General features: G+C 57.9%; 20 protein-coding genes and 2 tRNA genes. 13 read left to right on the top strand and 9 right to left on the bottom strand.

What is annotated here, in order from left to right; translation table 11 throughout:
- The first annotated feature begins 84 nt into the window (after positions 1-84).
- The 5 genes from rpsA (at position 85) to pyrF (ending at position 4,468) form a co-directional block, all read left to right on the top strand.
- Positions 85-1,779: a 30S ribosomal protein S1 gene (rpsA, locus tag WD429_RS09445; RefSeq protein ID WP_368421926.1), complete on the top strand. Its 1,695-nt coding sequence runs from the start codon at positions 85-87 to the stop codon at positions 1,777-1,779.
- Between the two features lie 129 nt (positions 1,780-1,908).
- A complete protein-coding gene (locus WD429_RS09440) occupies positions 1,909-2,205 on the top strand; it encodes an integration host factor subunit beta (RefSeq protein ID WP_368421925.1) in 297 nt (98 codons plus the stop codon).
- A gap of 66 nt (positions 2,206-2,271) precedes the next feature.
- Positions 2,272-2,574 carry a LapA family protein gene (locus WD429_RS09435; protein WP_368421924.1) on the top strand — a complete coding sequence of 101 codons (303 nt, stop codon included), beginning with the start codon at positions 2,272-2,274 and terminating at the stop codon, positions 2,572-2,574.
- On the top strand, positions 2,574-3,743 hold the full coding sequence (lapB, locus tag WD429_RS09430; RefSeq protein ID WP_368421923.1) for a lipopolysaccharide assembly protein LapB: 1,170 nt from the start codon (positions 2,574-2,576) through the stop codon (positions 3,741-3,743). Before WD429_RS09435 ends, lapB begins: the two co-directional genes overlap by 1 nt.
- Before the next feature lie 14 nt (positions 3,744-3,757).
- Positions 3,758-4,468 carry an orotidine-5'-phosphate decarboxylase gene (pyrF, locus tag WD429_RS09425; protein ID WP_368421922.1) on the top strand — a complete coding sequence of 237 codons (711 nt, stop codon included), beginning with the start codon at positions 3,758-3,760 and terminating at the stop codon, positions 4,466-4,468.
- Positions 4,469-4,847: 379 nt separating this feature from the next.
- On the opposite strand, the gene WD429_RS09420 is transcribed toward pyrF, so the two are convergent.
- Positions 4,848-4,923: transfer RNA gene (locus WD429_RS09420), tRNA-Asn, on the bottom strand.
- A gap of 69 nt (positions 4,924-4,992) precedes the next feature.
- On the bottom strand, positions 4,993-6,177 hold the full coding sequence (locus tag WD429_RS09415; RefSeq protein ID WP_368421921.1) for a pyridoxal phosphate-dependent aminotransferase: 1,185 nt from the start codon (positions 6,175-6,177) through the stop codon (positions 4,993-4,995).
- Between the two features lie 183 nt (positions 6,178-6,360).
- Between WD429_RS09415 and uvrB the strand changes: the two genes are divergently transcribed.
- Positions 6,361-8,421 (top strand): excinuclease ABC subunit UvrB, encoded by a 2,061-nt coding sequence (gene uvrB / locus WD429_RS09410; RefSeq protein WP_368421920.1) that lies wholly within the window; start codon positions 6,361-6,363, stop codon positions 8,419-8,421.
- A 5-nt stretch (positions 8,422-8,426) separates the two neighbouring features.
- On the opposite strand, the gene rimI is transcribed toward uvrB, so the two are convergent.
- Positions 8,427-9,539, bottom strand: a complete 1,113-nt coding sequence (gene rimI / locus WD429_RS09405; protein ID WP_368421919.1) for a ribosomal protein S18-alanine N-acetyltransferase — start codon at positions 9,537-9,539, stop codon at positions 8,427-8,429.
- Positions 9,540-9,733: 194 nt separating this feature from the next.
- Here rimI and WD429_RS09400 point away from each other — a divergent pair, with 194 nt between their 5' ends.
- Entirely contained in the window at positions 9,734-11,233 is a 1,500-nt protein-coding gene (locus WD429_RS09400; RefSeq protein WP_368421918.1) for a RimK family protein, read from the top strand.
- Here the strand turns inward: WD429_RS09400 and WD429_RS09395 are convergent.
- A complete protein-coding gene (locus WD429_RS09395) occupies positions 11,230-12,390 on the bottom strand; it encodes a cation diffusion facilitator family transporter (RefSeq protein ID WP_368421917.1) in 1,161 nt (386 codons plus the stop codon). The genes WD429_RS09400 and WD429_RS09395 overlap by 4 nt on opposite strands.
- A gap of 408 nt (positions 12,391-12,798) precedes the next feature.
- Here WD429_RS09395 and WD429_RS09390 point away from each other — a divergent pair, with 408 nt between their 5' ends.
- Positions 12,799-13,824: a quinone-dependent dihydroorotate dehydrogenase gene (locus tag WD429_RS09390; protein WP_368421916.1), complete on the top strand. Its 1,026-nt coding sequence runs from the start codon at positions 12,799-12,801 to the stop codon at positions 13,822-13,824.
- A 155-nt stretch (positions 13,825-13,979) separates the two neighbouring features.
- Here the strand turns inward: WD429_RS09390 and rmf are convergent, their stop codons facing one another.
- Positions 13,980-14,189: a ribosome modulation factor gene (gene rmf, locus WD429_RS09385; RefSeq protein ID WP_368421915.1), complete on the bottom strand. Its 210-nt coding sequence runs from the start codon at positions 14,187-14,189 to the stop codon at positions 13,980-13,982.
- 319 nt (positions 14,190-14,508) lie between these two features.
- On the opposite strand from rmf, the gene rlmKL reads away from it, so the two are divergent.
- On the top strand, positions 14,509-16,683 hold the full coding sequence (gene rlmKL / locus WD429_RS09380; RefSeq protein ID WP_368421914.1) for a bifunctional 23S rRNA (guanine(2069)-N(7))-methyltransferase RlmK/23S rRNA (guanine(2445)-N(2))-methyltransferase RlmL: 2,175 nt from the start codon (positions 14,509-14,511) through the stop codon (positions 16,681-16,683).
- A 282-nt stretch (positions 16,684-16,965) separates the two neighbouring features.
- On the opposite strand, the gene WD429_RS09375 is transcribed toward rlmKL, so the two are convergent.
- Both WD429_RS09375 and WD429_RS09370 read right to left on the bottom strand, forming a co-directional pair.
- Complete coding sequence (locus WD429_RS09375) at positions 16,966-17,571, bottom strand: outer membrane beta-barrel protein (RefSeq protein ID WP_368421913.1); 606 nt, start codon at positions 17,569-17,571, stop codon at positions 16,966-16,968.
- Positions 17,572-17,657: 86 nt separating this feature from the next.
- Positions 17,658-18,140 (bottom strand): hypothetical protein, encoded by a 483-nt coding sequence (locus WD429_RS09370; protein ID WP_368421912.1) that lies wholly within the window; start codon positions 18,138-18,140, stop codon positions 17,658-17,660.
- A gap of 95 nt (positions 18,141-18,235) precedes the next feature.
- On the opposite strand from WD429_RS09370, the gene WD429_RS09365 reads away from it, so the two are divergent.
- On the top strand, positions 18,236-19,525 hold the full coding sequence (locus tag WD429_RS09365; RefSeq protein ID WP_368421911.1) for a M18 family aminopeptidase: 1,290 nt from the start codon (positions 18,236-18,238) through the stop codon (positions 19,523-19,525).
- A gap of 57 nt (positions 19,526-19,582) precedes the next feature.
- Here the strand turns inward: WD429_RS09365 and WD429_RS09360 are convergent.
- Positions 19,583-19,658 (bottom strand) — tRNA-Asn (locus WD429_RS09360).
- A 70-nt stretch (positions 19,659-19,728) separates the two neighbouring features.
- Here WD429_RS09360 and WD429_RS09355 point away from each other — a divergent pair.
- A complete protein-coding gene (locus WD429_RS09355) occupies positions 19,729-20,751 on the top strand; it encodes a YheT family hydrolase (protein ID WP_368421910.1) in 1,023 nt (340 codons plus the stop codon).
- Between the two features lie 39 nt (positions 20,752-20,790).
- Here the strand turns inward: WD429_RS09355 and WD429_RS09350 are convergent, their stop codons facing one another.
- Complete coding sequence (locus WD429_RS09350; protein WP_368421909.1) at positions 20,791-21,435, bottom strand: arylesterase; 645 nt, start codon at positions 21,433-21,435, stop codon at positions 20,791-20,793.
- Between the two features lie 84 nt (positions 21,436-21,519).
- Between WD429_RS09350 and WD429_RS09345 the strand changes: the two genes are divergently transcribed.
- Positions 21,520-22,212 carry an ABC transporter ATP-binding protein gene (locus WD429_RS09345; RefSeq protein ID WP_368421963.1) on the top strand — a complete coding sequence of 231 codons (693 nt, stop codon included), beginning with the start codon at positions 21,520-21,522 and terminating at the stop codon, positions 22,210-22,212.
- Positions 22,212-24,698, top strand: a complete 2,487-nt coding sequence (locus WD429_RS09340; protein WP_368421908.1) for an ABC transporter permease — start codon at positions 22,212-22,214, stop codon at positions 24,696-24,698. Before WD429_RS09345 ends, WD429_RS09340 begins: the two co-directional genes overlap by 1 nt.
- The last annotated feature ends 1 nt before the right edge of the window (position 24,699 follow it).

Genomic DNA, 24,699 nt, shown 5'->3' with positions numbered 1-24,699 from the left:
GCCACAGGCTGTCTTCGGAAACTACTAACAGACCGTGTTGCTGGTAGCACGGAGCATACTTGCGTTGATCATATAGGACTCATAATGAGCGAGAGCTTTGCGGATCTTTTTGAAGAAAGCCTAAAAGAAATTGACATGCAGCCAGGTTCCATCGTCCAGGGAACCGTAGTGGATGTCGACAACGACTGGGTCACCGTTAACGCCGGACTGAAGTCCGAAGGCGTTATCCCCGCCTCCCAGTTCCTGAACGAAAAAGGCGAGTTGGAAGTTGCCATTGGCGACGTTGTCGATGTAGCTCTCGACGCTGTGGAAGACGGTTTCGGTGAAACCCGTCTGTCGCGCGAGAAGGCTAAGCGAGCTGAAGCCTGGAAGGTACTCGAGAAGTCCTTCGAAGCTGAAGAAGTGGTCAAGGGTATTATTAATGGCAAGGTCAAAGGTGGTTTCACTGTTGATCTGGCCGGCATTCGTGCCTTCCTGCCAGGCTCACTGGTAGACGTTCGTCCGGTTCGCGATACCGCGCACCTGGAGAACAAAGAGCTGGAATTCAAGGTTATCAAGCTGGACCAGAAGCGTAACAACGTGGTTGTTTCCCGCCGCGCCGTTCTGGAAGCTGAAAACAGTGCTGAGCGTGAAGCTCTGCTGGAAACCCTGACCGAAGGTATGGAAATCAAGGGTATCGTCAAGAATCTGACCGACTACGGCGCGTTCGTAGATCTGGGCGGTGTTGACGGCCTGCTGCACATCACCGATATGGCCTGGAAGCGCATCAAGCATCCGAGCGAAATCGTGAACGTGGGCGATGAAATCAGCGTTAAGGTTCTCAAGTTCGATCGTGAGCGTAACCGCGTATCTCTCGGCCTGAAGCAGCTGGGCGAAGATCCCTGGGTTGATATCAAAGGTCGCTATCCGGAAGGCAGCAAGGTTACTGCGCGTGTCACCAACCTGACCGACTACGGTTGCTTTGCCGAGCTCGAAGAAGGTGTTGAAGGCCTGGTTCACGTATCCGAAATGGACTGGACCAACAAGAACATTCACCCCTCCAAGGTTGTCCAGGTTGGCGACGAAGTGGGCGTGATGATTCTGGACATCGACGAAGAGCGCCGTCGTATTTCTCTGGGTATCAAGCAGTGTGTATCCAACCCATGGGAAGACTTCTCCGGCAACTTCAACAAAGGCGACCGTATTTCCGGCAAGATCAAGTCAATCACTGACTTCGGTATCTTCATCGGCCTGGACGGTGGCATCGATGGTCTGGTTCACCTGTCAGACATCAGCTGGAACGAGACTGGCGAAGAAGCCGTCCGCGAATACAAGAAGGGCGACGAAGTTGAAACCGTTATCCTGTCTGTTGATCCCGAGCGTGAGCGTATCTCCCTGGGTATCAAGCAGCTGGAAAGCGATCCGTTCGCCGAGTTTGTTCAGCTGAATGACAAGGGCTCCATCGTTAAGGGCACCGTATCCGCCGTTGACGCCAAGGCAGCCACGATCGCCCTGAACGACGAAGTTGAAGCTGTTCTGAAGGCTTCCGAAATCAGCCGTGACCGCGTTGAAGACGCGCGCAACGCGCTGAAGGAAGGCGAAGAAGTTGAAGCGAAGATCATCAGCATCGATCGCAAAAACCGCGTGATCAATCTGTCTGTGAAGTCCAAAGACGTCGAGGACGATAAGCAGGCCATTGAAACCGTGCGCAGCAAGACTGCAGATACAGCTTCCGGTGCGACCACCATTGGTGATCTCATCAAGGAGCAGATGCAGCAGCAAAACGCCAACAAGGAATAAATTTCCGGTTGGTACGAAAAAAACGGGCTCTAAGAGCCCGTTTTTTTTGTGTTTTTTTCTGGTTTGGCTAAACTAGGATCATGGAGCTGGTAACCGGCTATCCAACAATAAAGAAGAGGGAAACGCCTCATGACGAAGTCCGAACTGGTTGAGCTGATAGCGTCGAAGCAGACTCAGCTATCCGTCAAGGATGTGGAGTTGGCCGTAAAAACAGTGATTGAACACATGTCGCAGTCCCTGTCGAGTGGGCAGCGAATCGAAATTCGTGGATTCGGCAGCTTTTCCCTGCATCATCGTGCAGCGAGAACGGGCCGAAACCCAAAGACCGGCGAGGCAGTTCAGTTGCCCGCCAAGTTTGTACCGCATTTCAAGCCAGGCAAGGAACTGCGCGAACAAGTGAATGACAGCCTGAAAAAAGGGTTCTGATCAGTTCTCATAGCGCATTACACTGACCGGGGTTTATTTGACCGTCCCGTAGGGAGCAAGACAGCGATGGCAGGGTTGCAGAAAGTTCTAATCATTCTGTTTGTGTTGTTTTTGGTCCTGGTGGCGCTGGTCTTTTCCCTCAACAACCAGATGGCGGTATCGCTGAATTTTCTGGTGTTTGAAACTCAACCCCACGGGGTCGCTATCTGGATTGTCCTGTCTTTTGTGCTGGGCGCTCTGGTGGGTGTGCTGATCACCATGCTGGCGACATTCCGCACATCTGTTTCCCGCCGACACCTTCAGAAACAGCTTGCCCGTACCGAGCAGGCATTGGAGAAATCCAGGGCCGAGAACGACCGGACACTTTGATGGAAATAGTGCTTCAGTGGCTGCTTCTGACCGTCGCTGTCGCGGCCGGTTGGTTTGCCGGGCGCCTCGGCAGCTCTGGCCGGCGCTCAAAAAAAATCATCGCTGATGAAGACTCCGTCAAAGACCGCCTTCAGTTTTTGTTTACCAACTACTCCGATCAGGCGGTTGAAAATTTCGTCCAGTCTCTGGCGGTCAATCGTGACACCGTTAGCCTCCATCTTTCTGTCGGTGCCCATTTTCGTCATAAGGGCGAAACCGACCGCGCCATCCTGATTCATCAGAACCTTCTGGCGCGCCCAGAACTTCCCCCCCGATACTCCCCGCAAGTGACGTTTGAGCTGGCCCTCGACTATCTGAATGCAGGGCTTCTTGATCGTGCTGAAGCCTTGCTTCAGGAGTTGATGGGTGATCGGGAGTACGGCCGAAAGTCCTCGTTACAGCTGATCGAGCTGTACCAGCAGGAAAAGGAATGGGAAAAGGCCGCCCAGGTTGCGAGAACGTTGACCAATGGCCAGACCGACCCGGCTGTACTAAAAGTGTTGGCGTACATCACCTGCGAGATCGCAGACGAAGCCTTTAAGACCGATGATCGCTGGGGTGCCCAGAAACTGGCGAAAGAAGCGCTGGAGTACGACGGTGCCTGTGTCCGTGCGACCTTCATTCTGATGAAACTGCAGGTTCGCCAGGGCAATTTCAAGGAAGCCACCAACCAGAGCTTCAAAGTATTTGACCAGAACCCGGAGTTTGGCTCTGAAGCAGTGGATCGGTTAATGAAGCTCGAGCATGAGCATGGTGACATCGGCCGGCTTTCCAAGAAGCTTCGTAAATTGTATGAAACCTGGCCAAATACCAGTTTGCTGCTGGCCCTGGTGGAATCCGTGGAGCGCGCATCCGGACGGCCAGCGGCCATTGAGCTGTTGCGCCGTGAACTCGAGGTGCGGCCAAGTGTCCGGGGTCTATTACGGCTGGTGGAAATGGCCGGCTATGAAAAAGGCATGACCTCCGACGAAGGCCGCCTGGTCAGCCGTATCGGCCATCTGATTCTCGCCAACCGGCCGGTCTATCGCTGCGTGAGCTGCGGTTTCTCCGGCAGACAATTACACTGGCTATGCCCAAGCTGCAAACAATGGGAAACCGTACGCCCGATTCAGGGTGTTGAGGCCGAATAACGAAGGACCTGACCGTGCAAACCAAACATGACCCGAAGATCATCGTTGCCCTGGATTTCCCCTCAGAGGATCTGGCGCTAGCGCTGGTCGACCAACTGGACCCCGGAAAATGCCGGCTGAAAGTTGGCAAAGAGCTCTTCACCCGCTCCGGCCCGGCCCTTGTGCGCAGCCTGCAGAATCGCGGCTTCGAAGTGTTTCTGGACCTGAAGTTCCACGATATCCCCAACACCACCTCAGCGGCGGTGGCGGCCGCCGCGGACCTGGGCGTCTGGATGGTCAACGTTCACGCCTCAGGCGGTGAAAACATGATGCTGGCCTGCCGCGAGCGCCTGGAAGCCTTTGGCGCGGACCGGCCTTTGCTGATTGCCGTCACGGTACTGACCAGCATGTCCGCCGATGACCTGGCGGGCATCGGTATCTCTGAAAGCCCGGAAGCCCAGGTGTCCCGGCTGGCAACCCTGACAAAAAACTGCGGCCTGGACGGCGTCGTCTGTTCCGCCCAGGAAGCACCAAAACTGAAAGCAGAGCAGGGTACCGACTTCAAACTGATCACCCCGGGAATTCGCCCACTGACCGCCGATAAAGGTGATCAGCAGCGCATTATGACCCCTGCGGATGCCCTTAAGGCCGGGTCCGATTACCTGGTTATCGGGCGTCCTATTACTCAGGCGGCTGATCCGTTGGCGGCGTTGGAGGCGATCCACGCAGAAGTGCTTTCGGTCTAGCTTTGGTGCGTCGCGGCTGATGCTGGCCCTAGCCTTTCAACTGAGGGGGAGGGCTTACATCCTCGCCTGGTGTGCAGCGGTGACATAGTCGGTTCGAAAGCCTGAAAAGCGTAGGTCGGATTAGCGAAGCGTAATCCGACAAAACGTTTACCACCCAACATGCGTTCAATTTTGTCGGATTACGGCTGCGCCTAATCCGACCTACGTTTGTGACTATCGCACTAAGTCCGAAGGAGGGGGCTCCACCCACACCCATCCCGCCAAGCAAGCAGGCTAGGGCAGGACTTGGCCATCATTCTCCAATCCACGCAGAAAAAACACCAAAGCCAAAAACGAAAAAAGCCCGCTAACTCAAAGAATTAGCGGGCTTTCAAAATAGTGGCTCCCCGACCTGGGCTCGAACCAGGGACAAACGGATTAACAGTCCGTTGCTCTACCAACTGAGCTATCGGGGAACGTCGTCATGTGACGAGGCGCGTATATTAAGGTGACTATACCGCCCCGTCAACCCCTGGCTAAGAAATTTAGCCGAGGGCTTTTTGCAACCGTTCGATGGCTTTTTTCAGGTTATCCATGCTGGTCGCAAAGCTCAGGCGCATATGGCCTGGGCTGCCAAAAGCGGAGCCAGGGACTAGGGCGACGCCGGCTTCGGTGAGCAGCTTTTCGGCAAACTCGACATCATTGCTGACATCGCTGTCGGCATCAATGGCGGCCTGAAAGCTGGGGAACACGTAAAACGTGCCGTCGCCGTTCAGGCACTCTACGCCTGGCAACTTGTTCAGCGCCTCGACCAGCCAGTCATGACGCTCCTTGAAGGCAGTGACCATTTCGCCGACGCAGTCCTGTGACCCTTCCAGGGCGGCCACGGCAGCGGCCTGGGAGATGGAGGCCGGGTTGGACGTGCTCTGGGACTGGATCTTCTTCATCGCCCCGATGATTTTCGCCGGCCCGGCGGCGTAGCCGATACGCCATCCTGTCATGGAGTAGGCTTTGGACACGCCGTTCAGCACGAAGGTGCGGTCGTAAAGCTCCGGTGTGGCGTTGAGGATGTTACAGAACGGCTTTCCAGTCCACAGGATCGGCTCATACATGTCGTCGGTGGCGATCATGATTTGCGGGTGCTTTTTCAGCACTTCGCCAATGGCCTGCAGCTCTTCGAGTGTGTACGCCATGCCGCTGGGGTTGGACGGGCTGTTGATCACGAACAGGCGGCTGCGCTCGGTGATGGCGTTTTCCAGCTGCTCTGCAGTGATCTTGAAACGGGTGGCGGCGGTGGTTTCGATGACTACCGGTTTGCCTTCTGCCACCAGCACCATGTCCGGGTAGGACACCCAGTATGGTGCCGGGATGATGGCTTCGTCACCCGGGTTCAGAGTGGCCAGTGCAAGGTTGAAAAAGCTCTGTTTGCCACCACTGCTGACTAATACCTGGTTGGCTTCGTAATCCAGGCCGTTGTCCCGTTTGAACTTCGCAATGATCGCCTTTTTCAACGCGGGCGTACCATCCACGGCGGTGTACTTGGTCTGGCCGTTGTTGATGGCTTCAATGGCTGCCTGCTTGATGTGATCCGGGGTGTCGAAGTCTGGCTCGCCAGCACCGAGGCCGATGATGTCCTGGCCTGCAGCGCGCAACTCGGCTGCTTTGTTGGTGACAGCGAGGGTGGGAGAGGGCTTGATTGCCTGTACTCGGCTGGAAAGTTGAAGGTCCAAACTTGCGCTCCTTAAAGCTGCATCTGATAGGGCTGCAACACGCCGGCACCCCGTGGTTCTGGTGGATTTGCGGGCGGTCATTGATTGCAGTGATGGTACCATGAAGCCAGCGTAACGATAAATTTCTCTGTAAACTGCGACGATTGAAATTCCGAACCCTTTACCGGAGGTTGGCTGCCAATTATGGCTACTTCAGAAACTGGCGCGCTGATGAAAGACGGCGCGTTCAAGGTCGATTCCCCGTTCCAGCCAGCGGGCGACCAGCCCAAGGCGATTGAGGAGCTGGTGGACGGTATCCAGTCCGGTCTTGCGCACCAGACCTTGCTGGGGGTGACCGGGTCCGGTAAGACGTTCACCGTCGCCAATGTTATCCAGCAGGTGCAGCGGCCCACCCTTGTCATGGCCCACAACAAGACGCTGGCCGCGCAGTTGTATGGTGAGTTCCGGGAGTTCTTTCCGGACAACGCCGTGGAATACTTTGTGTCCTACTACGACTATTACCAGCCTGAGGCCTACGTACCGTCGTCGGACACGTTCATCGAAAAAGATGCGTCCATCAACGAGCATATTGAACAGATGCGGTTGTCGGCCACCAAGGCGCTGCTGGAGCGGCCAGACGCCATCATTGTGGCGACGGTGTCGTCGATATATGGCCTGGGGGATCCCCAGTCCTACCTGAAAATGATGCTGCATCTGGATCGGGGTGACCAGATCGATCAGCGCTACATTCTGCAGCGATTGGCGGAGCTGCAGTACACCCGCAACGACATCGAGTTTCACCGGGCCAACTACCGTGTTCGCGGCGATGTGATTGACGTGTTTCCGGCGGAATCCGAAAAGGAAGCCATCCGCATCGAGCTGTTCGACGACGAGGTGGAAAACCTCAGTTACTTCGACCCGCTCACCGGGGAGGTTCTGCGCCGCGTACCGCGGGTGACCGTATACCCGAAATCCCACTACGTCACGCCCCTACAAACCGTGCTGGATGCCGTTGAACACATCAAGGTTGAGCTGGACGGCCGCTTGCAACAGTTGCGTGACAACAACCGTCTGGTCGAAGCCCAGCGCCTGGAAGAGCGCACCCGCTACGACATCGAGATGATGCTGGAGCTGGGCTACTGCAATGGCATTGAGAACTACTCCCGGTACCTTTCTGGCCGGCGTCCCGGCGCAGCACCGCCGACGCTGTTTGATTACCTGCCACCCAACGCGCTGCTGGTGGTGGATGAATCCCACGTGACCGTCTCTCAGATCGGTGCCATGTACAAAGGCGACCGGTCGCGCAAAGAAACCCTGGTGGAGTATGGCTTCCGCCTGCCGTCAGCGCTCGACAACCGGCCCATGCGTTTTGATGAGTGGGAGCGGATAGCGCCGCAGATGATCTTTGTCTCCGCCACGCCTGGCAACTACGAGGCCGAGCATACCGGGCAGGTGGTTGAGCAGGTGGTCCGCCCGACCGGGCTGCTGGACCCGGCAATCGAAGTGCGGCCCGCCTCGACCCAAGTGGATGACCTGCTCTCCGAGATCCATTCCCGGGTGAAAGTCAAAGAACGGGTGCTGGTGACCACACTCACCAAACGCATGGCGGAAGATCTGACCGACTTCCTGATGGAACACGATATAAAAGTGCGTTACCTGCACTCCGATATCGACACCGTTGAGCGGGTTGAAATCATCCGTGACCTCCGCCGGGGTGAATTCGATGTGTTGGTGGGTATTAACCTGCTGCGGGAAGGGCTGGATATGCCCGAGGTCTCACTGGTGTGTATTCTGGATGCGGATAAGGAGGGTTTCCTGCGCTCCGAGCGTTCATTGATCCAGACCATTGGTCGGGCAGCCCGTAACCTGAATGGCAAAGCCATACTCTACGGCGACCGGATCACCGGCTCCATGCAGCGGGCCATTGACGAGACGGCCCGACGCCGGGCGAAACAGGCGGCGCACAATGAGGAGCATGGTATTACCCCCAAGGGCCTGAATAAGAAGGTCGCTGATATTATGGAGGGAGCCGGTAGCGGTGGCCGGGGTCGCCGCAAGGCTGAGCGCCCGGGGCAGAAAGCGGCCGAAGAGGCCGAGAAGTATCGGGCCAGAACGGGCAACAAGTCTCCGCAGGAGGTGCTCAAGGAGATGGCGCGCCTGGAGGACGATATGTACAAGGCGGCGTCCGAGCTGGATTTCGAGAAAGCCGCCCGCCTGCGGGACGACATCGCCGAACTGAAGGAAGCGGCATTGCGAACCGGCTAGCTGTATTAACGTCGCGGTCCGACAATGACCGCGGCCTGCAGTGGCTGGTTACTGCCGTAGCGCGACATCCTGTCGAACACCCGGCGATCGATCGGCAGGTATTGCTTGTCGGCCATGGTTTCGCCGGCGTGCACATCGATCTCCGGATCGTGCAGGTAGACGAACTGGTCATCGATGGCACACACAGTGACCCAGTGCGGCACCCGGCTGCGGTTGAGCTGCCAGGTGCTGATCAGGATCACCGGCACGTGGCCTTCATGCAGCGCTGATTCCATGCCTGCAAGGGTCAGTGGATCGTGGTGGATGGCGATGCCGGTCTGCCCGATATCGTGCAGGAACCCTTCATGCACCAGCTCCAGAACCCGCTTCTTGTCGTCGTTTCTCACCGTGTCCTTGAACAGCGCACCTTCCTTGCTGATCCAGGCGCTGGCGTGAAAACCCCGGTGCCACGCTGACAGTGCCAGGCCGTGAGGGCCGCAGCCGCCATGACCGGCCAACATGAAAATGGTGGTGGCCTCGCGCCAGATCTTCAGTTCCTCCAGGGTGGTGACTGGCTGTTTCTCGTCCAGAGTAGCCATCGCCATGATCAGCGCGGCCGGGCCACAGGAAAATTCCGTGGTCTGCGGGTAATAGGGCACTTTCGGAAACTCGCGGGACGGTTCGTAAAACAGAATCCGGCGTTCAAAGCGTAAGGCGTCACCGTGGTCTTCGTAATAATCTCGATAGGTGCCGAATTGTCGGTACCCCAGCCGTTTGTAGAGGTTGATTGCAGCTGCGTTGTCGTCACGCACCTCCAGGCGCATAACGATGCGGTCGGCCTCAGCCGCCTCTTTCTCGGCTTCCCGAATGAGCATTTCGCCAACGCCGCGACCACGAGCCGTCGGTGACACCGCAAGGGAATAGATCCGCGCTAGCCTGGTGGCGGCGTTCATCAGTACCAGGCAATAGCCGATGAGCTGGTTGTTCAGTTCCGCGACCACCAGACGATCCCGGGGCATGTCCAGGAAACGACGGAAGCTGCGGCGGGAAATCCTGTCGTCGCGGAAACTGCGGTTCTCCAGTTCCATCAGTGCGTCAAGATCGCGGCTGCTCGCTTGGCGAAGGGTGACATCGGACATAAATACGTGCCTTGGTACATCGTGGTCGGGGCGGCTCGCAGGCTTCCCGTATCACGCTATTATGGTAGAGAGTCGGGCAAGCGCAAATAGCGCCATCATGCGTAAAAGCACGCATCTTCAAAGCATTGTGCGCTTGTGGGGGCGGGCGTATTGTTGCCGGCAATCGAGCGGATTTATCCTCAGGGAGGACCTGCATGTCCCGTTTGCTTATCGTCGTGGATCGCGCCAAAGACTGGGCACCTTATTACCCCAGCGAAGACGTGCTTACTTTTGATCAGTATCTTCAGTTTTCGGCCCCAGCGGCGAGCCGGGTGCGGGTGATCAACCTGTGCCAGAGTGCGAAGTATCTGAGCCGCGGGTATTACTGTTCCCTGCTTGCCGAAGCGCGGGGGCATCATGTGGTGCCATCGGTGATGACCCTGAATGACCTGAGTCGCAAAGGGCTGTTCTCTCTTGAGCTTGAAGAGCTGGATGCCAGTGTCATGACCTGGCTGGAGGCCGCCGGTTCTGAAATTGACCCGGCCAGTGACGACCGCAATGCCACTCACGAAGTGCGCATCCGCACCTTTTTCGGCCAGGCCAGCCATGCGGATCTGAAGCCGGTTGCCCGCGCGCTGTTTGAACGCTTTCCCTGCCCGATTCTGGAGGTGGTCTTCAAGCGCCGGAAGACCTGGCAGATAGCGTCCATGAAGCCGGCCGCACCGGCGGATCTCAACGAAAAAGAGCAGGATGTTTTTGCCGCTGCCTTTGATCGGTTCAGCAGCATGGTGTGGCGCAAGCCCCGCACCCGTCGCCGCTACCGCTTCGACCTGGCAGTGCTGGTCAATCCGGAAGAGGAAATGCCGCCCAGTGACAAGATCGCCCTCAGCCGGTTCGAGAAAGCCGGGCGGAAGCTGGGCATCAACGTAGAGCAGATTACCCGCCGCGATTACATGCGCCTGCCGGAATACGACGGGCTGTTTATTCGCGAAACGACGGCCATTGATCATCACACCTACCGGTTTGCCCGCAAGGCTGCAGCGGAGGGCATGGTGGTGATCGATGATCCGGTTTCCATCCTGCGCTGCACCAATAAAGTGTTTCTCGCGGATCTGCTGAAAAACAACAAAGTACCGACACCGAGGACCCTGATTCTGTCTAAGGATCAGAAGGATGCCTCAGAGCAGGTAATCCGCGAACTGGGCTTTCCGGCGGTGATCAAGATTCCCGATGGTGCGTTCTCCCGTGGGGTCAACAAGGCCGAGGATGAAAAATCCCTGAAAGCCGGATTAAAGGAACTGTTCAAACAGTCCGCGCTGGTGCTCGCTCAGGAGTATTTGTATACCGATTATGACTGGCGAATCGGCGTGCTGGGTGGCCGGGCCATCTACGCGTGTAAATATTACATGGTGAAAGGCCACTGGCAGATTTATCAGCATGGTGGTGCGGAGGTGGGCAGCGGCGGCTTCGAAACCATGCCCACCTACGAGGTACCGCGAAATGTGATTCAGGCGGCGCTGAATGCCACCCGGTTGATTGGCAACGGCCTGTATGGCGTGGATATCAAACAGTCGGGCAACCGCGTGGCGGTCATTGAAGTGAACGACAACCCGAGTATTGACGCTGGCGTGGAGGACCGTTTTCTGGGGGGCGAGCTGTACACCCTCATCATGCAGGAGTTCCTCTCCCGCATGGAAGACAATCGCCGCCGTTAAGGGTTGGCTGACCACACCCGCAAGCTGCCGAACCAGGGGTAGCCTGCGAATTGTCTGCTAAGGTCGGAACTGTTGAACGCGGGTGTATCGGCCGGCGAGTCAAAAAACAGCTCCATGTAAACCTTGTTGCGGAGGTAGTGCAGGTGCATTCGGGTGTGGGGCGGCAGTTCGCCGAGGTGTTCCACAAGCAACCCGTGAATGTCTTCCCTGGACGGCAGTTGCTCAGACGTCTGGGTGTGGCTCTCGTCGTTTTCCGCGTCAATGTGGAAGTTGATGTCGAGGATGTTGTCCAGCACATCCCGCATACCGGTCACGACCCGCATACCAATCTGATGGCCTTCGGATACGCTGATTTCAGGCCTTACCACCAGATGGACATCCAGGAGGATGTCGTGGCCCATCCGGCGGCTGCGCAACTCGTGAACGTTGCGCACGCCCTCGGTGTCACGGGCAATGGCTTTCAGCCTGTCGGTGTCTTCCGGTGACAGGCCGGTATCCACCAGTTCCTTGACGGCGCTCCAGGTGAATTTCCAGCCAATGTGAATCACAATGCCTGCAATGACCACGGCCGCCAGGATATCGAGCACGATAAAGCCCGCCATTGCGCCGAGGGTGGAAAACAGCACAATCACCGACGAGAAAGCGTCTGTGCGGCTGTGCCAGGCATTGGCAATGATCAGTTCGGAGCGAATGGATTCTCCCACTCGCCGGGTATAGCGGTAGATCCACTCTTTTCCGATTACCGAAGCGGCCGCTGCAACCAGAACGGGCCAGCCCGGTAGCTGGTGACCGGCACCGGCCATCAGCCGCAGAATATTATCCCAGGCCAGAGCCGCACCAACGGCGATCAGTATGCTACCGAGCACCATGGTCCCCATGGTCTCAATTCGCTGGTGGCCGTAGGGATGATTCTGATCCGGGGCCCGGCGGGACGCACGCATAACGCCGAGTACCACAAAGTCCGAGGCGACGTCTGTGAACGAGTGAATGCCGTCGACGAGCAGCGCCTGGGAATGAAAAAGTGCACCGGCGATGACTTTAATGACACCCAGAGCGGCATCCAGTAACATGCCTATTATGGTGACATGTGTTGCGGCCTGACGCTCGGCGTCCAGTCCGGTACCGTGACGGACTGACGAACTCGGTGGTTGTGACATGCGAAGCTTCCTTGGCAATTTCACCGCCATTATAACGACAAATCGCGACCTGATTGGCCACAGAGCAAAAAGTGGTACTTCTGTGTAATTTATGCACATCGTGACAAAACAGTGAAACCGTAACATCGTGTGAGGGCGCATTGGCCCAATTAGGAAATATTTTATAAATCATTGAAATTAAACATAAAAATAGCTGATCAAAAAATGATCAATCTGTAGGCTGGCGCAGTTATCAAGGGATGGGAACCGTTGCCCCGCGATTTTGCACAGGTTTATCCACAGATTCCGTGGAAAAGCTTACGAGACGTCCACATGACGCGGGTTTGCGGGTTAAATGAGTAAGTTGGAAGATGCTGTGGACAACTTCCGGTATACTCCGCGGCACTCAAAGGCAAGGAGTTTCTTTCCATGTACGGTGCTATTCGCCACCTGTTGTTTCGGTTGCCCCCTGAGCAGGCACACGCCCTCGCTTTGTCGGGGCTCGACCTGGCTAACCGCCTCGGTGTGCTAAAGGCCTGCTCGCCGAGAATAGAGGCATGCCCGGTGAATGTTATGGGTCTGGACTTTCCAAACCCCGTGGGGCTGGCTGCAGGGCTGGATAAAAACGCGGATCACCTGGGTGCGCTGGGTGCGCTGGGGTTCGGGTTTATTGAAGTTGGCACCGTGACACCGCGGGCTCAGCCCGGCAACCCGAAACCGCGAATGTTCCGCTTGCCAGAACACCAGGCCATCATTAATCGAATGGGGTTTAACAATGAGGGTCTGGACCATCTGATCGCGCAGGTCGACAAGCGCCAGTACCGGGGAATCCTCGGTATCAACGTAGGCAAAAACAAGGATACGCCAAACGAAGAATCGGAGTCAGACTACCGCAAAGGCATCGCGGCGGTTTATTCCCGGGCGGACTACATTACCGTGAATGTGTCATCGCCCAATACGCCTGGGCTGCGGGACCTTCAGTTCGGCGACTCCCTCAAACGTCTGCTCGAGGCCATCAAGCACCAGCAGGTCGAATGCGAAGGGCTCCATTCCCGCTACGTTCCGATCGCCGTCAAGATTGCCCCGGATATGGCCGACGAAGGCATCCGCTTTGTCGCACACGCGCTGCGGGATTCCGGGCTCGACGGCGTCATTGCCACCAACACCACCATCAGCCGCGATGCGGTGCAAGGCCATGCCCACGCGAACGAGGCTGGAGGGTTGAGCGGCGCACCGGTGCGTGAGCCGTCCCTGAGACTCATTCGTGGCCTCTATGCGGAATTGGGTGAGGATCTGCCGATTATTGGCGTGGGTGGCATTGTGGACGGTGCCAGCGCGGCCGAGAAGATTCAGGCGGGTGCAAAATTGGTTCAGGTCTATACCGGATTTATCTATCGTGGCCCGGCATTGATTAAAGAGGCGGTGGAAGCGATTCGCCAGTTGTCGCAGGCATAAACGAAAATGGGCCCGCTAAGCGGGCCCGTGCGGGGAACGAACCCCGTGGCGTTTCATCGCATGGTACGGGTCGGGAGGACCCGTTTTGGTTGCTCTGTGTACTGCGTCAAATTGTGTGTATAAAAGATCAGACTAAAGATCGGGGGTCATGGACGTCACGCCGTGACGTTTGCCAGTCTGTGGATGCCGGATACGCCGGTCATGCCCTCCCATTGATCTGTGCGGCCTTCGCGCCACCCGTTTACCCACTCCTGGTGGGCTTCAGCCTGTTCCAACGGGCAGCTGTCTTTGGATTTGCCGGACACACCGGCCAGATAACCCCGTTTGAATGCACGAGCGTACATATCTCTTTTCTGTCTTTTCATGCCGTTCCTCACTGATGGATTAACAGAACAAGCGTGTACACTTCTGCAGTGGCCCAGGCAGTTGGAGTCCCTCCGGGACTTTCCACTATTGCCAGCTCCGGCCAGAGCAGTCAGGATCCTGTTAACGGAGAACCTTTTCGGTTCTCCCGAACGACGCGTCACTTACAAGGTAGTTCGAACCTCGCGCCGATGTACACTAATTATTTCATCTATATGAAGCTTCTCTTATAGTTGTGTGACATAACGAAAGCGCGCCTTTCATGAGAAAATGCGCCATACCATGCAGTTAGCCGAATGTCGTTTATTCCGGGAGTAGAACTTGTCTGATTCTGTCTTTTTCGTAACCTGTCCAAAGGGTGTTGAATACCTTCTGGCGGATGAACTTCGCACCTTCGGCATGGAGCCGGTGCGGAATGCGCCTGCGGGCGTGTGGGCAGAGGGGCCGCTGGAAAGTGGTTACCGGGCGTGTTTGTGGTCACGGCTGGCGAACCGGGTCATCCTTCATATCGACGAAGTCGGTGCCATCAGTGGCGACGAGCTTTACGACGGTGTCGTGCACCTGGACTGGCAACAGCACATTCCCGCCAACGGCAGTTTCCGTGTCCTGTTCCTGGGTCAGAACGAGGCGATTCGCAACACTCAGTACGGTGCCCAGCGGGTCAAGGATGGCATTGTCGACCGTATGCGTTCGGGGACCGGGCAACGGCCATCGGTCGACGCCAAAACGCCGGATGTCATGATTTCCGCGCGGCTGAACCGGGGCCGACTGTCTCTTGGGCTGGATTTGAGTGGTCACAGCCTTCACATGCGAGGCTATCGCACCGACAAGGGCATAGCGCCGCTCAAGGAAAACCTGGCGGCGGCACTGCTGCTGCGAGGCGGGTGGCCCGAGATTGCGAAGGCCGGCGGCGATTTTATTGATCCGATGTGCGGCTCAGGCACGTTGGCGGTCGAAGCGGCCCTGATGGCGCTGGACATCGCCCCCGGACGAAACACCGATCGGTTTGGGTTTGAAACCTGGCCTGGCCATCAGCCGGAATTGTGGCTGCAACTGCGTCAGGAAGCTGAGCGCCGCGCCCATGAAGGCAAGCAGGGTCAGCAGCCGCGGGTTGCCGGATACGATCAGGACAGCCGGGTGATTGCCACTGCCTGGAAGAACATTCAGCGCGCGGGCCTGGACGGGTTGGTGCATGTGGAGTGCCGGGCTGTTGAGCAACTGACGCTCGAGGGTGAATGGGCTGAACAGGGGCTGGTGTTGACCAATCCGCCGTACGGCGAGCGGTTGAGTGAACGCAAGGAACTGGGGGCGCTGTATCGTTCCCTGGGTGACGCCGTGAAAGCGGCGGTTCCGGGGTGGCGTCTGGGCGTGTTCACCGGCGCGCCGGAGTTCGGCAAATCCATCGGGCTGCGCAGTTACAAACAGTACAACCTGTTCAACGCCAAGCTGCCAGCCCAGTTGCTCCTGTTCTCAGTGGATGACGTCAGCGCCATGACGCCCCGGGAGCCCGGTATACCGGGTGAGGTTCAGCCCCGCATTGCCAATGCGGAGCGGGCGGCCATGCTTGCTAACAGGCTGAAGAAAAATCAGAAGGCCATAGGGCAGTGGGCCCGCAAGCAGGGCATAGAGTGCTATCGGTTGTATGACGCGGATATGCCGGAATTTGCGTTGGCGATTGATGTGTATGACGGGTTGGTGCATGTGCAGGAATACGCTGCACCCAAGTCGGTCGATGCGCGCGCTGCGCGTGAGCGGCTGGCGGAGGCCATGGCAGTGATTCCGGACGCTCTGGGTATTGAGCGGGACGCGATGGTGTGCAAACAGCGCCAGCGTCAGACGGGCACGTCCCAGTACGAGAAGCAGGCGGCCAGTGGTGAGTTTTTCAACGTTCACGAGCACGGCTGTGTGTTGAAGGTGAACCTCAAGGATTATCTGGATACCGGGCTGTTTCTGGATCATCGCCCGGTCCGCCACTGGATTCAGCAGCATGCCGCTGGCAAGCGGTTCCTGAATCTGTTCTGTTACACCGGGGCAGCGACGGTGCACGCGGCGGTGGGAGGGGCCGCCCGGTCGCTGAGCCTGGATATGTCGAAGACCTATGTGAACTGGGCGCAGGACAATCTGGCGCTGAATCGGGCAGATGCACGCCATCATCTGGTGGAGCAGGCGGATTGTCTGGCGTGGCTGGCGGCGAAGCCGTCACCGGACCAGCGGTTTGATCTGATCTTTATGGACCCGCCGACCTTCTCGAATTCGGCCCGCATGGCCGGGGTGCTGGATATTCAGAAGGATCACGGCAAGCTGGTGCGCCAGGCGATGCAGCGGCTGACGTCCGAAGGGCTGCTGATTTTCTCGAACAATTTCCGGCGCTTCAAGCTAGATGAGGCGCTGGAGCAGGAGTTCGCCATTGAGGAGGTGTCGCGGGATACCCTCGACAAGGATTTCCAGCGCAATGCGCGGATTCACCGGTGCTTTCATATCCGCCACCGGATTTGATGTTTTGGAGCACAGGCCAGGTGTGGCCCTCCCCCGGGATACGCTACGAGCACATCCATGTGCGCTTGATCTCCGGCCATCCATGGCCTCCGACAATCCCGGGGGAGGGCCACACCCGGCCTCTCAGAGCTCTCTGCTATCTTTTACCCTTCGTACCCTTCGTACCCTTCGTAGGTCGGATTAGCGAAGCGTAATCCGACATCCAACCAATCCGACACCTAACCCATGCCAAATGATGTTGCAAAATATCTTGTCGGATTACGCTTCCGCTAATCCGACCTACTAGAATTCATACCTGACACCGCCGGAAAACTGGAAGGTGTTCACCCCAGAGCCGGTGTCTTTGAACAGCCGGCCACCCTCAAACACCAGATAACCATTGTCGATCACTTCGAAGTCGAGACCGGCCAGCCAGCTGATGCTGAAGCTGCTGTCGGGGAAGTCGCCGTCGAGCGCCCGGAACTGGCCGTTGCCATCGCCATCGAAGTTGGCCAGCTCTGCTTCTCCGCTGATGTGGGAAAAACCGGTCTGGGCGTATACGTTGGCGTAGTGGGTGATGGGGTAATGCAGGCCGATGTACCAACTGGCGAAGTAGTCGATGGAGAGGGTCAGGTCGCCGGTTTTGGCGTCTTTGTACCCACCACCGGCACGCACTTCGGCGTGGAACAGGTCGCTGATGTGGCCGCCGATCACCAGAGTGCCCACTTGGCCCCACGCGGCTTCATTGGAAATTTCGCCGATGCTGCGATGGTTCAGGGTGGTGGCGTACAGGCCGATGTAATGCATGTCTTCACGGGCCTTCTCTCCCGCTGCGGCCAGGTCGGCACTAATAAACAGTGCGATGGGCAGCAGGACTGCCGGCAGGGTATGTCGCAACACCTTGTTCATTGTTATGGGCTTTCCTGACGATTGCGGGTACGGGCAGATTCTGCCTTCTGTAACGGTCTGTTACGTCGACCCGCGTCACACTTCCCTCAGTCTTCCAGCAGGCCTTCTTCCCGCGCGAGCAGCAGCAGGGCATAGACGCCGTTTTCGGAGAGTGTGGGTTCCAGCCCTTCGTCGAACAGCAGTTGGCGGCGGCGGTCTTCGAGGCTGTCGGTGTCGAGGGTGGTGATCAGCTCGGTGATCGGAGCCACTTCGAACGGTGGCTCCATGCTGACGGCGGTGAAGATCAGATCCACCAGAATCTCGTCCGGGTCCATGCCATCGGTGAAGACGGTCTGGTCCGGCAGGTCCTGGTGTAGTTCCTGCGCCAGCTCAATCACTGGTACGCCCTGTTCCTCCAGGTAGAGCAGGTCGACGTCGCCCAGGTCGCTGTCTTCGGAAATCCAGCTGTCGTCCGGCGCGATGACCACGGTTTTCAGTCGTCCGTCCTCCAACGACCAGGACATGGCGGTGGGGAAGACGGTGTCGTCGGTCTGGCAGTATTCGATGTCAAGAAATCGTGGTAGTGGCAAGGTTAACTCCCGGTGCTGTCGTGCCAGGTGAATGTGTATCGGTTATTGGCTTCGTGCCATACTGTTCCCAGTATTATCAGTTAATCAGGAGCATCATGGAACACGCGCAGTTTAATCAAGGTCTGCTGAACTTTCTCGATTCCTCACCAACTCCCTGGCACGCAGTGGCCACCATGAAGGATCGTCTCGATGAGGCCGGCTTTACGGCGTTGGATGAGAAAGACGAATGGGCGCTGAAGCCAGGGCAGGGCTACTACGTGATTCGCAATGGCTCATCCATTGTCGCATTTCGGACCGGGCAGGGCGATGTGGTCGGCAAGGGCGTCCGCATGGTGGGTGCACATACGGACAGCCCCTGCCTGAAGGTAAAACCGAACCCGGAACTGCGCCGTAAAGGTTTTTTTCAGCTGGGTGTCGAGGTCTACGGCGGTGTGTTGCTGAACCCCTGGTTTGATCGTGACCTGTCGCTGGCGGGTCGCGTTACCGTGCTGGATGACGCTGGCACGGTCAGGGATACGCTCGTGGATTTCCGTAAGCCGGTAGCGTTCATACCCAGCCTGGCGATTCACCTGGATCGTGAGGCCAACAGCAACCGCACCATCAACGCTCAGACGGACCTGCCACCGGTCATGATGCAGGTGCCGGATTCCGATACCACCACCTTTGCGTCGCTGCTGGAACACCAGATCGCCAGCGAATCCGGTATTCAGGTGCGCAAGGTGCTGGGTTATGAGCTGGGCTTTTACGATGCGTGCGGTGCGTCCTTTGTGGGACTGCGGGACGAGTTTATTGCCTCGGCGCGGCTGGATAACCTGCTCAGCTGCTACATCGGGTTGCAGGCGTTGATGGACGCCTCGGGTGACGAACCCGCGCTGCTGGTCTGCAACGACCATGAAGAAGTTGGGAGCATGTCGGCCGAGGGTGCCCAGGGGCCCTTCCTGTCAGCGGTCCTGGATCGTTGGTGTGGGGCGGACAAGTCCCGTGCCATTGCCCGTTCGATGATGATCTCGGCGGATAATGCCCACGGCGTTCACCCCAACTACGCGGATCGTCATGACGAGAACCATGGCCCGCTGCTCAACCAGGGCCCGGTTATCAAGGTCAATCACAATCAGCGCTACGCCAGTAACAGCCGCTCCGCAGGCGTCTATCGTCTCATCAGCGACGAGCTGGGGCTGCCTTACCAGACCTTTGTGGTGCGCAGTGATATGGGCTGTGGCAGCACCATCGGTCCGCTGACGGCGGGGAACCTTGGGGTGACCACGCTGGATATCGGCGTGCCCCAGTTGGGCATGCACTCGATCCGTGAAATGACCGGCACCGAAGACGGTTTCACTCTGTATCGGGTGTTGCAGGCTTTTATGCAGCAGCCTCAGGTATTCTGAGGTCTGAAACGAAAAATGCCGCTGGCTTCATCAGAAACAGCGGCATTTTGGAATACGTGGCTCCCCGAGCTGGGCTCGAACCAGCGACAAACGGATTAACAGTCCGTTGCTCTACCAACTGAGCTATCAGGGAACAGCTTAGCGGTGAGAATATTAAGGGCTTTATTCGCCAGGGTCAACCCTCTGAATTGAAAGGTTAAAATTTGTACTATCAGTCTGCTCCCCACCCGGTTCCGCCCGATATCGGCAAGCGTGTACTGCGATATCGGCCGCCGCCCTGGCTTCGTAACGGCCACCTGCAATCGGTGTGGCCCACGTTATTTCGCAAAGTGCCCATGGCCGAGCCGGAAACCGAGGTTCTGACCACCAGTGATAACGACGAGCTACACCTGGACTGGTATCGCCAGGGCAGTGACCGGCTGGCGATCCTCTCTCATGGGCTTGAGGGCCATAGCCGCCGGCCCTATGTTCTGGGTATGGCTCGTGCGTTGCTGACGGAAGGCTGGGACGTACTGGCGTGGAACTTCCGTTCCTGCGGCGGGGTCATGAACCTGCAACCCCGGTTCTATCACAGTGGTGCCACGGAAGACCTGGATCGGGTGGTTCGCCACGGCCTGTCCAAGGATTATCGGGCCTTATTTCTGTCCGGTTTCAGTATGGGCGGAAACCTCACGTTACTGTATTTGGGGCAGCAATCGGAGAACGTGGACAGCCGGATTTGCGGGGCCGTTGCCTACTCGGTGCCCTGTGACCTGGCGGGCAGCGCCGATGAGCTCGCCAAGCCCAGCCGGAAAATCTACATGCAACGGTTCCTCCGGGACCTGCAGGGGAAGATGCAGGAGAAGGCCACGCGGTTTCCGGAACAGATCGATGTGACCGGCTTCGAGACTATTCGTAATTTTCACGAATTCGATAATCGGTACACTGCGCCACTTCATGGCTTTCGCGATGCCGATGACTACTGGTCCAGCTGTTCCGCGCTGGGTAAGCTGAAGGATATCCGGGTGCCGTCGCTGATGGTGAATGCGGCGGATGACCCTTTCCTGTCGCCCCGGTGTTTTCCGGAGTCCAGCGAGCTGCTGGGCCGGCACGTTCAGTTGGAGGCTCCTCGTTGGGGTGGCCACGTGGGTTTTGTTGAACACGCCCGGGATGGCTACTACTGGTCGGAGCGCCGTGCAGTGGCCCACGTTCAGTCGGTGGTCGGGTCTTCGGTCGAAAGGAAATAAGAAGAGCCAGGCGTGTGCCGGGCAATCCCGACATACGGTCTATTTTAACAACGGTGCCAGCTGCGGCCAGATGTTGGTGAGCAACTGGCTTTGCGCCTCGGCGGTGGGGTGAATGCCGTCGTCCTGCATCATGCCGTCCTGGTTGTAGATGCCATCGAGAAAGAACTCCACCAGCCCGGTGTCATACTGTGCGGCCAGTTTCGGGAATATGTCCGCAAACGCCCGGGTATAGCGTTCGCCGTAATTCGGTGGAATCTGCATGCCGACCAGCAGGGTGTGGGCACCGGATTCACGGACCTGTTCAATCATTTTTGCCAGGTTTTCTTCGATCACATTCGGGGGGAAGCCGCGCAGGCCGTCGTTGCCGCCCAGCTCGATGACTACCACATCGGGCGTATTTTCATCGAGCAGGTCAGGCAGGCGGCGCAGACCGCCGTCGGTGGTTTCACCACTGATGCTGGCATTGACGACCTGCCAGTTACCCAGGCCCTCGGCGTCAAGCCGGTTGCGCAGCAGCGCGACCCAGGCTTCATCCGATTGCACGCCGTAGGCGGCGCTGAGGCTGTCTCCGACGATCAATAAGGTAGTATCGGAAGTCTCACCCTGATTGGCTTGGGCTTGTGTAAAGACGCAAAGAAAAGCGACGAAAACTATTGATCTCAGACGTAAAAATACCGTATCCATAGACAACCTGTTTAAAGACGTAAAACCGATGGAGAATTCGTGAGCAACCTGACCGACGTTCCTACTCAAGGGCAGTACAAACCTATGCTAAAAGTCAGCAACCTGACTCATAGAGTCCGGCTCGAAACCGATACGTTGACGATCTTGCAGGGGGTCAGTCTGGAAATCAATCGTGGAGAGTCCGTAGCGATTGTCGGCCGGTCCGGCTCAGGTAAAACCACTTTGCTGGGTCTGCTGGCTGGGCTGGATACCCCAACGGAAGGCACGGTGGCGCTCGACGGTGCCCTTATCAGCAAACTGTCCGAAGACGAGCGTGCAAAACTTCGGGCACAGCGGGTCGGTTTTGTGTTTCAGTCTTTCCAGCTGCTGCCGGCGTTGACGGCGCTGGAGAATGTTATGTTGCCGCTCGAACTGGGTGGCATGGATGCGCCCGCGAAAAAAGCGCGGGAACTGCTTGAGCGCGTGGGCCTGGGCGAACGCCTCAACCACACTCCGCGGCAGCTATCCGGCGGGGAGCAGCAGCGGGTAGCGATCGCGCGGGCCTTCGCGTCAGATCCGGTCGTGCTGTTTGCGGATGAGCCTACGGGCAACCTCGACAACCGCACGGGTCAGGCGGTGTCTGACCTGCTGATGGCGCTCAACCGGGAGCAGGGCACCACCCTGGTGATGGTGACCCACGATGAACACCTGGCGGTGCGCTGTGGCAGGCAATTCAACATTGAGGCTGGCATCCTGACTGAGCCAGACGCGGCCAACACAGAGGAGCCGGTGTCCTGATGGCTGCGTCCCAGAAACTCATGTCCATTCGGCGTGACTGGCGCGAGCGCGATGTTCGCGTGGTGCTGGCTGCGCTGATGATCGCAGTTGCTACGGTTGCCACCATCGCCCTGTTCGCCAGCCAGTTGCAGCGTACTCTGGTGACATCCGCCAGTTCGTTCCTGGCCGCTGATCGCCAGCTCGAAGCAGAGAACGGCCGGCCTGTTCCTGAGGCCTGGCTTGCCGAAGCAAAGAATCGTCAATTGGAAACCGGTCAGATGGTTGAATTCTCAACCATGGTTTTCGGGGCGGACAGCTACCAGTTGGTATCGATCAAGGGGGTCAGTAACGAGTACCCGCTGCGCGGACAAATCGAATACCAGCGTGGCCCTGATGAGCCCCGGCAAGTGGTGTCGCAAGGCCCCGGGTCAGGGGAGGTCTGGATCAACCCCAGGCTGCTCAGGCTGTTGGATATAGAAGTGGGTGACGCTCTGGAGGTGGGTAATCTGGAGCTGACGGTCTCTGGCCTGTTGGTCCGTGAGCCCGATGGTGGTTTTCGGCTGTCGGCGCTGGCCCCTAGGGTGATGATGCACGTGGACGACATACCGGAGACCGGCGTTCTGCAAGAAGGCAGCCGGGTGGAGTACATTTACCTGTTCGCCGGAGAAGAGTCGGCGCTGGAATCCTACTATCAATGGCTGGAGCCGCAGCTGGAACCCAGCCATGAATGGGAAGGGGTGCGGGACGGGGAAACCTTCTCCCAATCTCTTCAGCGCGCGGAGCGCTTCCTGTTGCTTGGCGGTAGCCTGGCGGTGATGCTGGCGGCTGTCGCAGTCGCCGTTGCCAGCCGGCAATACGCGCTGTCACAGCGGGACACTGTCGCGTTGCTCAAAACATTGGGCGTTCGCAGCCGCGGCATTGGCAAGTTGTATCTGAAACGCCTCGGGCTGTGGGGAGTGGCCGGTGCGGTTGGTGGGCTGATTATTGCCTTGCCGCTGTACTGGTTGCTCTCCAAGCTGCTCAGCGATGTGCTGGACCGCTCGGTGGACTATCAGGTTGACCCCGGGGCTCTGGTGCCTGCGTTGCTGACGGCCTTGGTGTCGCTGTTTGCCTTTGCCTATCCGCCCATTCGCCGGCTACGTCATGTGCCGGCCATGAGGGTGTTGCGGTCCCAGCCCGGTGAATCCGGCCGGGAGGCCTTGCCCGATGTGGTCATTGCGGTATTGGCGGTATTCGGCCTGGTATGGATGTACGCGGGCGAAATATCCCTGGTACTGGCCCTGCTTGGCGGGCTGGCGCTGTTATTGGGGACCCTTGCACTGCTGGGCTGGATCATGGTGCTGAGCCTGCGAAAAATAAGCGGCGGCGGTAATGCCTGGCGTCTGGCGCTGGTCGGATTGTATCGTCACCGACGTGCAAGCCTGTCCCAGATCGCGGTGTTTGCGATGACGCTTATGCTGGCGGCCACGCTGATTCTGGTCAGAACCTCACTGCTCGCAGACTGGCAGGACCAGTTGCCTGAAGACACCCCCAACCATTTCCTGATCAACATCGCGCCGGATGCTGTCAATGAGATCGATGAGTTCTGGCAGACCCGTGGGCAGCCGTTGGACACCTTGTATCCCATGGTGCGGGGACGGTTCACCGAATTGAACGGAGACCCCGTGAAAGAATCGGTGACCAAGGACGAACGGGTCGGTGCGATTAACCGTGAACTGAACCTGACCTGGATGGACTCGTTACCGGATGACAACGAAATCATCGAGGGTGAGTGGTTCGAATCGGGCGACACCACGGGCGTGTCAGTGGAGGCCGAGCTGGCGGAAAAACTGGGCCTGAGAGTAGGTGACGAGCTGACGTTCACCATTGGTTCCGACAAAGTAACTGAGCCGGTTACCAGCATACGCACGGTGCAGTGGGACAGCATGAAACCGAACTTCTACATGGCGTTTCCACCTGGTGGTGGGCTGGAGGATATGCCCGCTACGTGGATCACCAGCTTCTACCTGCCCGGTGGCGACAAGTCGATGCTGAACGAGTTTTCGCGGGAGTATCCCACCGTGTCCGTGCTGGAGATCGATCATATTATCCAGCGCATTCAGGCTATTGTTCAGCAGGTTACCCAGGCCATTGAAGCCATTCTGGCCCTGATCCTGGCCGCGGCGCTGGTGGTGATGGCTGCGGTAGTCAGCGCCACCCTGCAGGATCGCCAGCGGGAAGGCGCGTTGCTGAGAACATTGGGGGGGCGTCAGTCCCTGCTGGTGCGCAGCACGATGCTGGAGTTTGCGCTGCTCGGGCTGTTTGCCGGGATACTCGGGGTGATAGCGGCGGAAGCTGCGGTCTGGGCCCTGCAGTTCCGCATGTTCGAAGGGCAGTTCCAGTGGCACTGGTCGGTGGTTTTGCCGATACCGGTCTTCAGCGCCATCGTTTTGGCGTTGTTCGGACGCTGGCAGTTGCGACCTGTGCTGAATGTTTCACCGATGCTGCTGCTCAGGCGCCTGGAATAAT

It is taken from the genome of Marinobacter sp., from assembly GCF_040904845.1.
Lineage (GTDB): Bacteria > Pseudomonadota > Gammaproteobacteria > Pseudomonadales > Oleiphilaceae > Marinobacter.
Note: the sequence above shows the minus strand (reverse complement) of the source record. Positions and strands in the feature narration are given on the sequence as shown.

Excerpts from the sequence above, each read along its gene's own strand:
- rimI (WP_368421919.1), bottom strand. The coding sequence starts at position 9,539 with ATGTCCGATGTCACCCTTCGCCAAGCGAGCAGCCGCGATCTTGACGCA.
- WD429_RS09365 (WP_368421911.1), top strand. The coding sequence starts at position 18,236 with ATGGAACACGCGCAGTTTAATCAAGGTCTGCTGAACTTTCTCGATTCC.
- WD429_RS09440 (WP_368421925.1), top strand. The coding sequence starts at position 1,909 with ATGACGAAGTCCGAACTGGTTGAGCTGATAGCGTCGAAGCAGACTCAG.
- WD429_RS09340 (WP_368421908.1), top strand. The coding sequence starts at position 22,212 with ATGGCTGCGTCCCAGAAACTCATGTCCATTCGGCGTGACTGGCGCGAG.
- uvrB (WP_368421920.1), top strand. The coding sequence starts at position 6,361 with ATGGCTACTTCAGAAACTGGCGCGCTGATGAAAGACGGCGCGTTCAAG.
- WD429_RS09435 (WP_368421924.1), top strand. The coding sequence starts at position 2,272 with ATGGCAGGGTTGCAGAAAGTTCTAATCATTCTGTTTGTGTTGTTTTTG.
- WD429_RS09345 (WP_368421963.1), top strand. The coding sequence starts at position 21,520 with ATGCTAAAAGTCAGCAACCTGACTCATAGAGTCCGGCTCGAAACCGAT.
- WD429_RS09395 (WP_368421917.1), bottom strand. The coding sequence starts at position 12,390 with ATGTCACAACCACCGAGTTCGTCAGTCCGTCACGGTACCGGACTGGAC.
- WD429_RS09350 (WP_368421909.1), bottom strand. The coding sequence starts at position 21,435 with ATGGATACGGTATTTTTACGTCTGAGATCAATAGTTTTCGTCGCTTTT.
- rpsA (WP_368421926.1), top strand. The coding sequence starts at position 85 with ATGAGCGAGAGCTTTGCGGATCTTTTTGAAGAAAGCCTAAAAGAAATT.
- WD429_RS09390 (WP_368421916.1), top strand. The coding sequence starts at position 12,799 with ATGTACGGTGCTATTCGCCACCTGTTGTTTCGGTTGCCCCCTGAGCAG.
- WD429_RS09400 (WP_368421918.1), top strand. The coding sequence starts at position 9,734 with ATGTCCCGTTTGCTTATCGTCGTGGATCGCGCCAAAGACTGGGCACCT.
- lapB (WP_368421923.1), top strand. The coding sequence starts at position 2,574 with ATGGAAATAGTGCTTCAGTGGCTGCTTCTGACCGTCGCTGTCGCGGCC.
- rmf (WP_368421915.1), bottom strand. The coding sequence starts at position 14,189 with ATGAAAAGACAGAAAAGAGATATGTACGCTCGTGCATTCAAACGGGGT.
- WD429_RS09375 (WP_368421913.1), bottom strand. The coding sequence starts at position 17,571 with ATGAACAAGGTGTTGCGACATACCCTGCCGGCAGTCCTGCTGCCCATC.